This window comes from Trueperella sp. LYQ143, assembly GCF_046599595.1.
GTDB lineage: Bacteria > Actinomycetota > Actinomycetes > Actinomycetales > Actinomycetaceae > Trueperella.
In genome coordinates, this window is the sequence record NZ_JBKIWR010000028.1 from 1 (window position 1) to 14402 (window position 14402).

Below are 14402 nucleotides of genomic sequence, written 5' to 3' on the forward strand. Positions count from 1 at the left end.
GAAGGATCCGACCACTGGTAAGTGGACCACGGGTACCGGCACGGAAGTTCCGGTCAAGGATGGCAAGTTGGAGATTCCGGTTGATCCGGCCAAGACCACTGAAGGTGGCGAGGTTACTGTCGTGACCAAGAAGGGCGATTCCGTTTCGGAAGAGACTAAGGTGACGATTGGTAAGCCGGATGTCAAGCCGACTCCGGGTACTGACAAGCCGACCACTCCGACCGTTGACCCGATTCACGCGGGCGACAACAAGGTCAGCGTTGGCGAGCCGCTAATCGGCGACACCGTCGTGGTGACCATGCCTGACGGTTCTGAGGTTGTTGTCAAGAAGGATCCGACCACTGGTAAGTGGACCACGGGTACCGGCACGGAAGTTCCGGTCAAGGATGGCAAGTTGGAGATTCCGGTTGATCCGGCCAAGACCACTGAAGGTGGCGAGGTTACTGTCGTGACCAAGAAGGGCGATTCCGTTTCGGAAGAGACTAAGGTGACGATTGGTAAGCCGGATGTCAAGCCGACTCCGGGTACTGACAAGCCGACCACTCCGACCGTTGACCCGATTCACGCGGGCGACAACAAGGTCAGCGTTGGCGAGCCGCTAATCGGCGACACCGTCGTGGTGACCATGCCTGACGGTTCTGAGGTTGTTGTCAAGAAGGATCCGACCACTGGTAAGTGGACCACGGGTACCGGCACGGAAGTTCCGGTCAAGGATGGCAAGTTGGAGATTCCGGTTGATCCCGCCAAGACCACCGAAGGTGGTGCAGTGTCCGTCATCGTGAAGAAGGGTGACTCCGTTTCCGACATCGTCAAGGTCCTCATCGGCAAGGCAGTTCCGGCTGCTGGCACGGTCGTTGAGACTCGCGGTCCGGTTAAGGGCGGAATCCTGGCGCACACGGGTGCAAGCGTTATGACGCTTGGACTTACTGCTCTGGCTATGCTCCTCTTGGGCGGCCTGGCTGTGCTGCGTCGTCGCGATGCATAACCCCTAAGAACTACTTCTAAATAGTTCACACGGATAGGGGCGGCTGAGAAATCAGCCGCCCCTACTGTTTGCCGTTATAACGCTTGCCTCACGAGCGATACAGAATCACGAAAACAGCAACACTATCTCGCATACGTGCTTCTATCAGCGATCACAAAATGATCTGCGCGCAACGACGCTGTTGTTGAAGAATGCTGTGACGGCCTTGCGGTTGGATCCGCGTTCGGAGCCCGCTCCAGAACCAGAGCCAACCCCAGATCCGGAACCGACGCCGAATCCTGATCCCAATCCTAATCCCGTGCCGCAGCCAAAGCCGGATCCGGTACCGTCGCCTGTGCCGACCCCACAGCCAGCTAATCCAGGAGCGGTCACACCGCAGCCAGGTGTAGCAACGCCTGATCCGCATGCGGGTATTATCAGCACTGCTCCTGCTCCACATCTGAGCTATACGGGAGCGCACAGTGCGGTGGCGATAGTGGCTGCCAGTATTTTCCTCAGCGCCGGAGCGGTACTGCTTGGGCTGTATCGTCGCCGTAACGGATAGCGGTAGCGGGCAAGGATATATCGAGCGATGGGTGGCGGAACATTCGGCGTTCCGCCACCCATCGGCAGCATTGTGCAGGTAAGCAAGGGCATATTGTACGGGTAGGCAGGGGTTATTGTGCGGGTAGGCAGGGGGCTCTGCCGCGCCAGTTAGCACGGCTTCGAGCCACACGCTGTAACCGTTAATAACGGTCACCCCGAGTAGCAACGAAGTGTCACCGCTACCTGTCCGTGCAAGGCACAGCTCTATTGAGCTGCCTATAGCAACAGTGAAACGATAAATCTATGGGCGCAATAGCACCTTGACGGCGGTACGCTCATCCATTGCTCGATAGCCCTCGGCAGCCTGATCGAGCGGTAGCTCCATATCAAAGACTGCCCCTGGATTGATTTGCCGGCGCATAATCCGGTCAATCAAATCCGGCAGGTAACGTCGGACAGGCGCTGGCCCACCTTGCAGCTTTATCAGCGCAAAAAACAGATCTCCACCTGGCAGATTGACCCCGTGAGACACCCCGACGTAGCCAACAGAACCACCTGGGCGAGTCGAACCAATAGCCTGCATCATGGATTCTTGCGTGCCGACCGCTTCAATCGTGCCATGTGCTCCGTATCCACCAGTTAATTCCCGAACTGCTGCCACTGCCTGCTCGCCACGTTCGACGATAATATCCGTCGCCCCGAATGAACGAGCCAGCGCCTGGCGTTGCGGACGACGTGAAGAAATAATGATCCGCTCCGCTCCTAATTCACGGGCGGCCAATACCCCCATAAGCCCGACTGCCCCGTCACCGACAACAGCAATAGTTTTCCCCGGGCCAGCTCCGGCGGCATCGGCAGCGAACCATCCCGTTCCCAGCACGTCGGAAGCAGCTAGCAGCGAGGGGAGCACGTCCTCGTCAGGCTTTTCAGCAAGCCGAACGAGAGTGCCATCTGCATACGGGATGCGGGCATATTCTGCCTGTGTGCCAATGGATCCGTGAACGAAAGAGCCATTCCGACAGCGCGATGGGTAGCCAGCTTGGCAGATTTCGCAGGTGCCATCAGAGATAGCGAAAGAACCGACGACGTAATCTCCAACCGATACCGTCGTGACCTCCTTGCCAATCTGAGTGACGATACCGACGTATTCATGCCCCATCCGTAGCTGCTGGGCATCTTCTAATCCGCGATATGGCCACAGATCCGAGCCACAGATACAGGCGAGAAGAATTTTAATTACGGCATCGGTCGGTTCGCAGATCCGTGGATCAGGAACGTCTGTGACGATGGGATGGCCAGGACCGTCCATTATTACGGCGCGCATATAGAACTCCTTAGGTGTGATTAATGATGGCGTATTTAATTTGTGTTCCCTGAACCAGGTTGAACCGTGCCGGCGAGGGCTTTTTCTCCTGGGCGGGCGAGTGGTCCAACCAGTTCGTGAGCACAGTATGGTTCTTCTAGGTAGGCAATATCGTCGGCAGATAGTTCAAGATCGAGGGCTGCGATTGCTTGATCTACTCGCTCGGGTCGCGAACAGCCAACGATAGGGGCAGACGGCCCATGTGCCCACTGCCAGGCGAGCGCGACTTGAGCCATTGACACCCCATACCTATCGGCGATTTCGCCTACTCGCTTGATGATGGGTAGTGCTTTTTCCTGTGCGGAATCGTATTTATTGCGCATGGTGGCGTCGGTGCGACTGCGGGAGGAATCGGCGTTCCAGCTCGTTCGGGCGAGATGCCCGGAGGCTAACGGAGAGTACGGCGTCGGTAGAACCCCGTATTGGCGGCAGACGGGCAACATTTCCCGTTCGTTTTCCCGATATAGCAGGTTGTGATGGCATTGCATGGTGGAAAAGGGCCTCCAACCATTGCGCTCGGCTGTGTGGATGAGGTTGTGGAACTGATAGGCGTACATTTCACTAGCCCCCAAAGCACGCACTTTCCCAGTGCGAACAAGGGTGTCGAGTGCCTGCAACGTCTCTTCGATGGGGGTGGCGTAATCGAATCTGTGCAGGATGTATAGGTCAAGGTAATCAGTGCCGAGTCGGCGTAGGGTGCCGTCGATTTCACGGGTGATAGCTTCGGCAGAGCTGCCACCTGGATTAAAGAATACTTTTGACGCGAGGATGACGCGATCGCGTGAAATACCGAGATTGCGCAATGCTTTGCCAATGTATTCTTCGCTGGTGCCATGCGCATAACAGTTTGCGGTATCAATAAAGGTGATTCCGCGCTCAAAGGCGTGGGCGATGATGTTTTCGCTGACCTCGGCATCTAAGGTCCATTCGTGCCATCCGTTACCAGCCTGCCCAAAACTCATTCCTCCTAAACAGATATTGGAAACGAGTAGGTCAGTATGGGGAAGGTGGATGTATTTCATTGGTATCTCTTCTCAGGTAGGGCGGCATGATCCTGACGGTATGGAAGCCATTACCGTGTTCGCGTGCCGAGCTGACTCGTCTTGCTGTGTTGGCTGGGTATTGCTGGGGGGGGTGGGGAGCTATGTTGGGTGCGGCGATGCTGGCTAGGGGTGATTACCGCTGCTTGAGTAAATGCTCTGCTTTTGCAGTATTACTGGTGAATCGTGTGCCCGGTAAGTGGGGTATGCGATCTACTGACGGATCTGCCGGCTAAGCAATAAGCGTGATCCGCAGCCACGCCACACCCGACAGCGGGTACGTATGCTAGTGAGGAACGTTGCTTTCCTAGCTGAAAGCGGGTCTTATGCCTGCGGGTCATACGTATTTTGAGGTTCGCCTTTCGGGCAATACCTGTTGTTGGGGAGGTACGTCGTCAGCTCCAAACATGTTCAACCGCCTTTTCGTTCCTAAACAGTGCTGTGGAGAGGTTTAGACCTAGACCCATACGTCTTTGGCAAGATTGAAGGCCGCCCAGGCTTTCGGCCATCCCATATAGAACGCAGCATGGGTGATGATTTCGGCAATCTCTGCTTTGGTTATGCCATTGTTTCGAGCAGTATCGAGATGGAAACGGAGGGAGGAATCAGTGATACCGCTGGCCATAAGGGTGGTGATGGTGATGAGCGAGCGGTCGCGCGCTGATAGTTCGTCCGTGCGTGCCCATACCTGCCCGAAGAGCACGTCATCATTTAGTTCTGCGAACATCGGCGCGAAAGTTCCGAGTTGATCGCGTCCGGCTGTGACGGGGCGATGTGTAGTGATGGGGTGATTGGGGGACGGATTCTCATTCGTATTGCCTGATGACGGGGATAGGGTGGCATCGCGTTCTCCTGCGGGATCGCTCGGGGTGCATTGCTCGTCAAGCTGAAGCTGGTCATAAGCTCGGAGGTAGGTTTCCTCGTCAACCTCCTGTGCCCAGATGGCGTTGCCGCGTTCGGGATCATTCAGCGTGATGGCCGTATGCGTCATAGCGCAGTTCGGAGTTGCGCCATGCCAATGTAGGACGTCCGGGCCGATATAGAGGGTCATCCCTGGGCGCAGTACGATAGCTGGCTGCCCAACTTCCTGGTAGATGCCTAATCCGTCGGTCACAATCAAGGTTTGGGATACGGGATGGAAGTGCCAGTAGTTGCGGCATCCGGGGTCGAATTGAACGGCGGCAACTGCTATTTCTGGCGCGACGGTATCCATACGCAATCGGGCGTTTCCGGTGAAAAATCGAGGATCAACTGGTTGCCAGTCGGCTGATGAGGTGCTCATCGTCGTGTTCTCCTAAGTCTGATTGACGGCGAGAATAATTTGCCGTTTCGATATAGCCACGGTAAAACATGAAGTGAACTTTAAGTCAAGCCTTGTGGTAAACCAGTGGAAAAGGAGAAGCAGCCGTGGAGTACAGCATTGGAAAAGCCGCTGAGATGTGCGATTTACCGGCTTCAACCCTGCGCTATTACGAAAAGGAAGGCCTGGTAGAACCGGCGCGAACTCCGGCTGGTGTGCGCCGCTATAGTGAGGAAGATATTGCCTGGCTGCAATTTATCGACCACATGAGATCAACTGGCATGAGCATTGCTGACCTCGCTCGCTACGTAAAGCTACGCCGTGCAAAGGTCGCGGGGGCAGAGCGCGAGCTACTGGAAATCATGCTTCGTCACGAGCAACATTTAATTGATAAATTGGCGCATTACCAGACGAATCTGGAACTTGTGCAGTACAAGATTCGCATGTATCAATCTGAGCTTGCGGAGCAGGACGTCGATTTGTTCGAGCTATATAAAGATCGGCAGTGTGCCAATCCGCGAAAAGGTAAAACCTCGTAGCCCAGGGCAGAAAATGCAGAGAGGCTAGTCGGGTTTTCCGCTAGGCAGAGCTGGAAGTATCTGCAGTGCGGGTTAGTGGCGCCGCAGATGGTAGCGCCGCATCCCGTCGGGTAATCATTTGATGTGGCTGTCAGATATGTGTTTTGATTCATTCAATTTTAATGTCGAGATAATGGCGTGAGGGGTTGCCAGTGCGTTAGTTGGAAATAGCCAGGGGTTTGATGGTTGATGTTCGGCACATCTGCAAGGGGGCGCCTCCGATGGGCTGGTGGTTTCTGCTGGTAGTTCTGCCGAGAATTTTGCTACTACTCGGTAGCCGCTTGGTGGCTAATTACCGTCAGCACTATATGAAACTGGATAAAAAGTACTGATCTGAAACATGGGGTGGGATCGTTGACCAGGAGGAGATTAGCCGCAGTCTGTGTTTTTCTGTCGTCAACTCTGCTACTGGTTCTACCGTCAGTTCGACTGCCATGATATTCCGGAGTTCCTCGCCACCACGAGCATCGGTTCTATCGTCAGTTCTGCCCACAGCTCTGTTGTAAATCGACTCCTCATCCTTATTCTTCCCGCTTTTACGGGCGATGTTTGGTGGGTGCTCGTTACCAACTTGGCCAGGCGTTATGCAGATACTATGCCTGGGCGAGATATGCCAAGACGCCTGTGCGTAAGCGCTGTAAGCCGTCATCAAGCTGAGATCTCGGGCAGGCAAGGTTTAATCGCAAAAATTCCTGACCATTTCCACGGAAAATTGCACCATCGGAAAGGACTAAACCACTAGTTTTTCGGATGCATGCGGTCAACTTCGTGCTATCTGTCGTGATGGCAGAGCAGTCAAGCCATAACAGATATGTGGCCTGAGCGGGAATTGCACGCACCACGGGCAGATATTTAGCAAGGTAATCCTCGGCATGGCGTCGATTCTCCCAAAGGTAGCGACGTAAAGAATCCAACCACTGAGCACCGCGCGGGCTAAAGGCTGCCACAGTGGCATCGATTGCAAAAACATTCGGCTCGGCCACTTCGTCCCGATTTAATCCGCGCACAATATCCTCGCGCAACTGCGCATTGGGAACAACGACGGCAGCGGCCTGAATTCCTGCGATATTAAAGGCTTTACTTGCCGATAGGCAGGTGGCGCTAATGCGGGAACAGGTTGGTGAAGCTGCGGCGAACGGAATATATGAGCAGTTGGGAGCGCTAATATCGCAGTGGATCTCGTCGCTGATAACCGTCACCTTATGCCGGTCGCACATATCGCCAATTCGTTCCAGCGTTTGCCGATCCCACAGTATTCCCACGGGATTGTGCGGGTTGCACAAGATTAGCAGCGTGACTTTCGGATCGGCGAGCGTGGCTTCCAACGCCGGGAAATCTACGGAATATTCTCCGTTGTCATAACGTAAATCGCAGGGAGCGACTTGCCGATTGCTGTTGAGGATGGAATGAAAAAAGATGTTGTATGCCGGGGTGATGACAGCAATTCGATCTCCCACGTCGGTTAATGATCGAACCATAGAGGAAAGCGCTGGGACGACACCCGTACAAAAGTGAAGCCATTCGGGCTGGATGTGCCATCCGTGCCGTTCGCGCCACCACCAGCAGAGGGCCTGGCTGAAATCGCTAGGGACGTCGGTGTAGCCAAAAATTCCGTGGTTGGCACGGCGAATAATGGCTTCGTGTACGACGGGCGCAGTTGGGAAATCCATATCTGCCACCCACATAGGCAATTCGTGATCGGCAACATCCCACTTCATGGAATTGGTGTGGCGACGGTCAACGATATTATCAAATTGGCTGGTCATGATGTGGCTTTCGGGTTGAGAATAACGGTCTGTGTGGGATCGATTTTATCGGGGTCTAAAATTAGCTCGTCGATTCCCTCGCATTGAATATGTGCCTGACGTGGATTGAGGACACTAGAAATTCGACCAGTTATGTGTGCCGCTACAGTGGAGTATTCAAAGGCTAAGGTGGTGTTTATCAGGCGGCAGTCACGTAAGACGAGGTTGTCTATGTAGCACAGTCCTTGCAGGCTCTCGATAGTGCAGTTGATGAAGGTGAGATTTTTTGAGTTCCATCCGAGGTACTCTCCGACGATTGTCGAGTTGTAAACGGTGACGTTCTCACAATTCCAGAAGGCGTCTTTTGAGAGCAAAATGGCGTCATGAATTTCGATATTTCGCCCGCCATCAAAGGCGTAGTTCCCAGTTAGTCGCAGGTTGTGAGCGGTGAGATTGTGGCAGTTCATGGCGAAGTAATCGCCTTGGGCGCTGACGTCGTGCATTGTGACGTCGGTGCAGGACCACAGGCTTTCTAACGCATTGGGCATATCGACATGTGTGAGTGTTATGCCCTGTGAGCGTCGGAACGTTTTAGGTGCTGCAATGAGGGAATCTGATATGCGGATGTCGCTGGTGTACCAGATACCGGAGCGCGCAGTGTCAAGCAATGCGCAGTTGCGTAGCTCAATATCGGTGCAATACCACAGGGGGTATTTCCATTGGAAGCTGGTGGATTCGATAGCGAGGTGCTGGCTTTCCTTCAGGGGAGATTCGCCATTGAGAAAAGTGCTATCAACGATGTTGAGATCGTGTGCATGGAAAAGCGAGCGTTCGCCCGTGTGGACTTCTCTGGTGAGGGTCTGTGCGTAGGGGAGGGGCATATTGCGGTCAGCCGTCCTTTCTTGGCAAGGGTGTGGAATGGGAGAGGGTGAGAACGTGTGAAGTATGAGGGGTGATTGAATCTAGGTCGGGCAGGGAGCTCGTGGTGATTCTTCCGAGTGGGGTGTACTCCCATGAGTTTTGCCCGAGCATAACGACGAGGGTATTTCCTTGGTAGAGCAGGATATCGCCACGGGTGGCGCGGTAGGGCCGATCGGAGCGAGTGATTTTTGTAGGTAGCTCACTGACTAATTCAAATCCGCCGTAGGGCTGAGCGTTGAGGGATAGTGCTTGAGATTCACTTAATTGGGCAAGCTGGCTGACTGTTGCGCTGTTTTGCCAGGCGACGTCAAGGGGGTGTCCGTCAATTGTTAAAAAGAGTGCGGTGGTATTCACGGTGGATTCCTCGGGTGCGAGATTGCTGGATGGGGTGGAGCTGTGATGCTCGTGGGGAGCGTCTGTTGATTGGGTGGTGGCGCATCCAGATGGGCTGACGAGTAGCGCCAATAATAGGACTAGTCGGGTAGAAGCGGATATGCGCGCTGGCATGCTTGCTCTCCTTAGCTAGTGATGGCGGGATGGCAGGGAGACTGTTTGTACAATCACCCTAAAACTTAAACTTAACTCTAAGTCAATTGCATGAGTGTGTGATCGAGGTAATGTGCGCCAGGGGTTGTATCGTGTGCGTTAAAGAGGTGGGGTTTGGCGATTGGGGCATGGCAGTAGTGGGCGGGATAGGGGTGTATGGGTGTATGCGCCCCTTGTGTGTCGGGCTGAGATTCGGTGTTGTTTGGGCTGATGTGGATGTATATGTTTACGAGCCTGGCGCCGATATCGCAATATTGCCGTATTCACCTCTACTGGTTACAGGGGGGGGGCGAGAGTTGGAAAGGGGGTTCCTCGCGGCTGGGTATGCCTGTGGTAGCGCCGCATCCCGTCGGGTAATTATTTGATTTGTGTCTGTCAGATATTTGTTTTGATTCATTCAATTTTAATGTCGAGATAATGGCGCGAGGGGTTGCCAGTGGGCTAGTTGGAAATAGCCAGGGGTTTGATGGTTGACGTTCGGCGCATCTGCAAGGGGGTGCGCCTCCGATGGGTCAGTGAAAAGCCAGGAGTTTTGTAATCAAACTGAGACGTCAGCCCCTTATGTTGCCGTCGCTAACTTGCTATACTTGGCGGGTTATTCTGTCGATTTTTGCGTCACGGTAGGAGCGATGCAATGTTGATGTCGGTGAAGAAGGCCCGCGTGCTGTGGGTCCGGGCATTGTCAATTCTTTTGGCCATCATGTTGATGGGTGGAATTTCCGGATTTTCTGGGATTGCCACTGCTGCGACAGTGAATGGGCAAACCAATTTTTCGCGAATCTATAATATTCAAGCAAAGGGAAATATTAAGATCACGGGAAATACCCTGATGATGCCCTCTGTTGATATTCATGGGGCAAGCGTCGTCAACGCTGCCATGAATAATCCGACGGCGATGAATAACTCATACTTCATGAGCCCCATTGATCTTGACGGCAGTCCGGAAACGACGACATCCTCAACGTCGGTAAATATCACTATCAATCCGGGCGCAACTGTTGAAAAGGCATTCCTTATTTGGGGTGCGTCAACTATCGCTGGATCCGGCTATCGGAAAGCAGATGGCACGATGGCGAACGGGCAAAATGCGAGCGATGCCGTGGTTTCGCAAGGGTTCCCAATCAAATTCAAGACTCCAAAAACGCCGAACTACACCACTATTCGCCCGGTACAAGTTAGCCGGTTCACCAACTATAAGAAAGATTACACGGCATACGCCGACGTCACAGAACTGGTGAAAGCCGGCGGTCAGGGAACGTATTGGGCTGGAGATGTGGCCCTTTCAACGGGTTTGGATACCTATGCGGGATGGTCACTGGTTGTTGTTTACAAGGATGATTCCAAGCCTAAGAATGACATGTCGGTATTCTTTGGCCATCAAACAGTCTCCGGTAGCGCCGTCTCTATTTCACTGACGGGCCTAGTTACCCCTCCGAGCGGGCCGGTCCACGCCAAAGTTGGTACGGTCACCTGGGAAGGCGACGGCTACTATTCCGGCGACTACATGACAGTTGGCGAGACGCCAGCGGAGAAGAATCCTCGGGTGTCAGATAACGGTAGCCCCTCGACGAATTTCTTTAACTCCCGAGTGACGGATGAGGGTAATCAGCAAACTGATCGTAACCCAAACTTCCTCAACAACATGGGTATCGATGCCAAAGTCATCAATATCGACGGAGTGCTGAAGAACAAGCAAGATAAATTGGGCTTCTACCTGGGAACTTCGGGCGACGTCTACTACCCCACAGTGCTTACCACGGAAATTGAACAGTATGCCCCGGATGTCAAGGCAAATAAGACGGTTAAGAACCTCACCACGCCCGATGGCTTAGCTAAAGAAGGCGACATCCTGGAATACACCTTGGATATGAAGAATATCGGTTATGACACTGCAACCTTGACAGTGGCAACCGATACGCTCCCCGAGGGTGTGGATTACATCCCTGGTTCGATTGTGCACATGGAAAATGGTTCACCAGTAAAGCGCACGGACGCGAAAGGCGACGACGACTCCGAATATTTGAGCGACACCCGCAATATACAGTTGCACGTCGGCAACAAAGCTACTGCGAGTACTGGTGGAAATCTGGATTACAACCAGCAAACGATCTACAAGTACCAAGCTAAGGTCAACGCAAAAGGCGTCGGCTCTCCGATTGTGAACAAAGTGGAAGTCAATTATGCCGGTTCAGACGGCAAGGCCTCCTCGGGTGGCACCGCGTCAAGTACGTCAAATATGAAGACGGAAACAGCCAAGCCAAGTTTTGATTTCACTAAGACGAGCAACAAGGACAGCAACTACCGTCTGAATGTCGGCGATGAAATCGAGTACACCTTCACGGTAGTCAACACTGGAAACGTCTCGCTTTCGGATTTGAAGATTAGTGATGCCTTGGCAAATCTTGGTCCGATTACGACAACGCCGGCAGATAAGACGGTTATCGCGCCGAATGAAACAGTGACGGCGAAAGCCACCTATCGGGTGACTCAGGAAGACGTCGATCGGGGCACACTGGTAAATAACGCCACTGCAAGCGTCAAGGATGGTCAGGGTACTCCGCTGTCCAAGCAGGCCACCACAACGCTGACGGCTGATCGCAGCCCGGATATGGTGTTCACCAAAACTGTGAACAATCCGCCGGCAGAGGAAATGGCAGTAGGTAAGGAACTGACCTACACCTTTACCGTGAAGAACACCGGAAACGTCACTCTGAATAACCTCCGAATCGAAGATCCGCACCCTGGTATCGCGTCAGTCGCTATTACTCCTACCACCCTTACGCCCGGTCAAACCGCGACGGGCACGGCGAAGTACACAGTAACTCAGGATGATATGAACAGAGGCAGCATCCTGAATACTGCTAGCGCAAAAGCAGCACCGCCAGACGGCAAGGAAATCTCCCGTATTAGTACCGCGGAAGCGCCGATTAAGCGTATTCGCGATTTCACCTTCACAAAGACGACGGATAAAGATGCGACCTACAAGCTCAAGAAAGGTGATACGGTCAAGTACACCTTCACGGTGACGAACACCGGAAACGTGACCTTGCGTAACCTCGTGGTTGATGATCCGCTCTTTGTAGGCAAGACCATCACGATGAACCCGCAGGATATTGATCCTGGGAAGAGTGCGCAAGGAACGATGGATTACGTCGTGACCCAGGAAGACGTTGATCGGGGAGTCCTGAAGAATACGGCAAAAGCATCGTTTACCACGGCCTCTGGTTCCAAGATTGAAAAGACCGATACGGTGACGTTGGTTGGCGATCAGAAGCCGGCAATTACCTTCAAAAAGACGAGTGATAAGCCGGAAAATGCCAAGTTGCAGCTCGGCGACGTGATTACGTACACCTTCTCTTTGACCAACGACGGCAACGTGACGCTGAATAATCTGGCGTTGAATGATCCGATGCCGGGCATGCCGACGAAATTTGACGTCACCGAATTAGCTCCGAGTAAGTCTACGTCCGTCAGTGCAAAACATACCGTGACCCAAGAGGACGTTGATCGTGGCTATGTGGAAAATACCGCGACGGCCAGCGGAACTGATACGAACGGGAAGAAACTTGAGGCGAGCGATACCGTGCATTTGGACGTCCCGCAAGCGCCTCGGATTGAGCTGGATAAAAAGTTCACTCCAGCAGACAAGACGAACTACAAGCTAGGTGAAGAAGTCACATACGTATTTACGGTGACGAATACAGGTAACGTCACCTTGCACGATGTTGCTCTGGAAGATCCTATGCTGGGTGGCACCGTTGCACTGCCGGTCAATACCCTTGCACCGGGAGCCTCAACGACCGCCACTGCAAAGTACGCAGTTACGCAGGCTGATCTGGATAATGGCAGAATCAATAACACTGCCATGGTCACCAGCCGCGGGCCGCAAGGCGGTATGCACTACAACATGGGATCGGCCAAGGTTGTGCTGGATCGTGAGCCGGCGATGAGCTTTACGAAGGCGAATGATCGTCCGGACGGATACAAGCTCACGGTTGGTGATGAGATCACCTACACCTTCACGGTGGCAAATACCGGCAATGTGACCTTGCATGACGTGACGGTCACTGATCCGCTGCCTGGCGTGGGGGCCATTACGATGTCGCCAACCGAGATCGCTCCCGGTAAGTCTGCAGTTGGAACCGCCAAGTACACGGTGAAGCAGGCAGATGTTGACCGAGGAGAATTAATTAATACCGCTTCGGCTGTTGTGAAAGATCCGGTAGACACCTCTCATAGTGCGATGGCAACGAATAAACTCACGGCAGAGCAAAATCCAGGGATGGATTTTGAAAAGAGCACGACGAAGAAGAGCGGTGAGACGTTCACGCTTGGCGAGAAGATTCCATACACTTTCGTCATTCGCAATACGGGTAACGTGACGCTCAGCTTGGTGCGAGTGGATGATCCCTTGCCGGGTATGGAGAATGTGGAATTAGATCGATCCGAACTTGCTCCCGGTCAAGAAGCCCGAGGAACAGCGGAATACACCGTGACGCAAGCAGATATCGATGCGGGCACACTGGTGAATAAAGCGGTTGCTAATGCGCTTCCGCCGAAGGGAACAGCGGTATCACACTCCAGCTCAGTGAAGCTAGAGATTCCGCGTAAACCAGCCATTAGCCTGGAAAAGACGACGGATAAGCCGGCGGGGTATCAGTATCGACCAGGTGACTTGATTACCTATACCTTCAAGGTGACGAATACGGGTAACGTCACGCTCTCTGATCTGACGGTGAAGGATCCACTGGACGGATTGTCAGCTATCAAGCTTAATAAGACCAGCATTGTTCCGGGGGATACTGCGACGGGTACGGCAACGTACACCATCACGACCAAGGATATGGATCGCGGTAGCCTCAAGAACGAAGCTACGGCAACAGGTACTGCGCCTGATGGGCAAAAACCGAGTGCAGTAAGTGGCGTAACCTTGTCAGCTAAGCAAGAACCGGCATTGGCAATAGAGAAAGCCTCAACACAGCCGGCTGGTTACAAACTCAAGGCTGGCGATCTCATCACCTACACCTTTAAGGTTGTGAACACCGGAAACGTAACGATTAGCAATGTTGCGGTGCAGGATCCACTAGAAGGTATCAATATCCAAGAACGCGCGGATGTCATCCTTGGGCCAGGTGAAGAAACGACCTTCGATGCCATCTATGTGGTCAAGCAGAAAGACGTTGACGCAGGCAAACTGGATAACCAGGCAACCGCACACGGTAAATCTCCGGCGAATACGGACGTATCGGCGCAGTCGAATACGGTTTCCATTCCGTCGGAGCATAAGCCGGGGTTGTCGTTGGTGAAGTCGGCGGATAAGTCGGTGTTGGTTGCTGGGGAGACGATTACGTATTCGTTTGAGGTGACGAATACGGGTAATGTCACGGTTTCTGATGTGG

Annotated in this window: 10 protein-coding genes; 4 read left to right on the forward strand and 6 right to left on the reverse strand. The window is 53.4% G+C overall.

The window, feature by feature from the left end:
- Together ACLHIL_RS08635 and ACLHIL_RS08640 are read left to right on the forward strand one after the other, a co-directional pair.
- Nucleotides 1–985: hypothetical protein (locus ACLHIL_RS08635; RefSeq protein ID WP_411297561.1), on the forward strand; the 985-nt coding region annotated here is incomplete at its 5' end.
- 181 nt (nucleotides 986–1166) lie between these two features.
- Nucleotides 1167–1529, forward strand: a complete 363-nt coding sequence (locus tag ACLHIL_RS08640) for a hypothetical protein (protein WP_411297562.1) — start codon at nucleotides 1167–1169, stop codon at nucleotides 1527–1529.
- A gap of 282 nt (nucleotides 1530–1811) precedes the next feature.
- Here the strand turns inward: ACLHIL_RS08640 and ACLHIL_RS08645 are convergent, their stop codons facing one another.
- From ACLHIL_RS08645 to ACLHIL_RS08655, 3 genes are all read right to left on the reverse strand, one after another.
- Nucleotides 1812–2834 carry a zinc-binding dehydrogenase gene (locus ACLHIL_RS08645; RefSeq protein WP_411297563.1) on the reverse strand — a complete coding sequence of 341 codons (1023 nt, stop codon included), beginning with the start codon at nucleotides 2832–2834 and terminating at the stop codon, nucleotides 1812–1814.
- 35 nt (nucleotides 2835–2869) lie between these two features.
- On the reverse strand, nucleotides 2870–3895 hold the full coding sequence (locus ACLHIL_RS08650; protein WP_411297564.1) for an aldo/keto reductase: 1026 nt from the start codon (nucleotides 3893–3895) through the stop codon (nucleotides 2870–2872).
- Nucleotides 3896–4370: 475 nt separating this feature from the next.
- Entirely contained in the window at nucleotides 4371–5195 is an 825-nt protein-coding gene (locus ACLHIL_RS08655) for a cupin domain-containing carboxymuconolactone decarboxylase family protein (protein ID WP_411297565.1), read from the reverse strand.
- A gap of 125 nt (nucleotides 5196–5320) precedes the next feature.
- On the opposite strand from ACLHIL_RS08655, the gene ACLHIL_RS08660 reads away from it, so the two are divergent.
- Nucleotides 5321–5752, forward strand: a complete 432-nt coding sequence (locus tag ACLHIL_RS08660; protein ID WP_411297566.1) for a MerR family transcriptional regulator — start codon at nucleotides 5321–5323, stop codon at nucleotides 5750–5752.
- A gap of 632 nt (nucleotides 5753–6384) precedes the next feature.
- Here ACLHIL_RS08660 and ACLHIL_RS08665 read toward each other — a convergent pair.
- From ACLHIL_RS08665 to ACLHIL_RS08675, 3 genes are read right to left on the reverse strand one after another with little or no spacing between them, the layout of a single operon-like run.
- Nucleotides 6385–7557, reverse strand: coding sequence for a MalY/PatB family protein (locus tag ACLHIL_RS08665; protein ID WP_411297567.1), 1173 nt, complete (start codon nucleotides 7555–7557; stop codon nucleotides 6385–6387).
- Nucleotides 7554–8417, reverse strand: coding sequence for a DUF3737 family protein (locus tag ACLHIL_RS08670; RefSeq protein WP_411297568.1), 864 nt, complete (start codon nucleotides 8415–8417; stop codon nucleotides 7554–7556). Before ACLHIL_RS08670 ends, ACLHIL_RS08665 begins: the two co-directional genes overlap by 4 nt.
- A gap of 7 nt (nucleotides 8418–8424) precedes the next feature.
- Nucleotides 8425–8964, reverse strand: coding sequence for a cyclophilin-like fold protein (locus ACLHIL_RS08675; protein WP_411297569.1), 540 nt, complete (start codon nucleotides 8962–8964; stop codon nucleotides 8425–8427).
- A gap of 673 nt (nucleotides 8965–9637) precedes the next feature.
- Between ACLHIL_RS08675 and ACLHIL_RS08680 the strand changes: the two genes are divergently transcribed.
- A partial coding sequence (locus ACLHIL_RS08680; protein ID WP_411297570.1) for a hypothetical protein occupies nucleotides 9638–14402 on the forward strand: 4765 nt, incomplete at its 3' end.